Below are 756 nucleotides of genomic sequence, written 5' to 3' on the forward strand. Positions count from 1 at the left end.
ATCAAGCTGATACATTTTTGAATGATGTACACAAAGGACTAAAAGCTGATTTTATTCTGGCAAATCCGCCGTTCAATATTAAAGACTGGGGTGGAGACAAGTTACAGGATGACGTACGTTGGAAATATGGAATTCCGCCACAAAATAATGCTAACTTTGCCTGGGTGCAACATATGATTTCGAAACTAGCTCCCGCTGGAACAGCAGGTTTTGTCTTAGCGAATGGATCAATGTCATCTAACGCAAGTGGCGAAGGTGAAATCCGTAAAAATCTAATTGAAAATGATTTAGTAGAATGCATTGTTACACTACCAGGTCAGTTATTTTACTCAACGCAAATTCCTGTATGTCTTTGGTTTATTTCGAAAAACAAAATGAAAACAGGTAAGCGTGAACGGGATAATAAAATTCTCTTTATTGATGCCCGTCAACTCGGGTTCATGGCAGATCGAACACATAAAGAATTCAGCAAAGAAGACATTAATAAAATCGCTGAAACCTTCCATGCATGGCGCGGAACAAATGAACAAGAATATACAGATGAATTAGGTTTTTGTAAAGAAGCAACTATTGAAGAAGTTCGTGAGCACTATCACGTGTTAACTCCTGGTCGCTATGTAGGATTAGCTGAACAAGAAGATGACGGGGAGTTATTTGAAGAAAAAATGGAACGATTAACAAGTGAATTAGCAGAGCAGTTTTCAAAATCAAAAGAATTAGAAGAGCAGATTCGTACGGTGTTAGGTGGTATTGGGT

Annotated in this window: 1 protein-coding gene; it reads left to right on the plus strand. The window is 38.1% G+C overall.

The window, feature by feature from the left end; all coding sequences use genetic code 11:
• On the plus strand, positions 1-756 hold a 756-nt coding region (locus F8N00_RS18200; RefSeq protein WP_421018772.1), incomplete at both ends, for an N-6 DNA methylase.

The organism is Exiguobacterium sp. A1_3_1 (assembly GCF_048985645.1).
GTDB classification, from domain to species: Bacteria; Bacillota; Bacilli; order Exiguobacteriales; family Exiguobacteriaceae; genus Exiguobacterium_A; species Exiguobacterium_A indicum.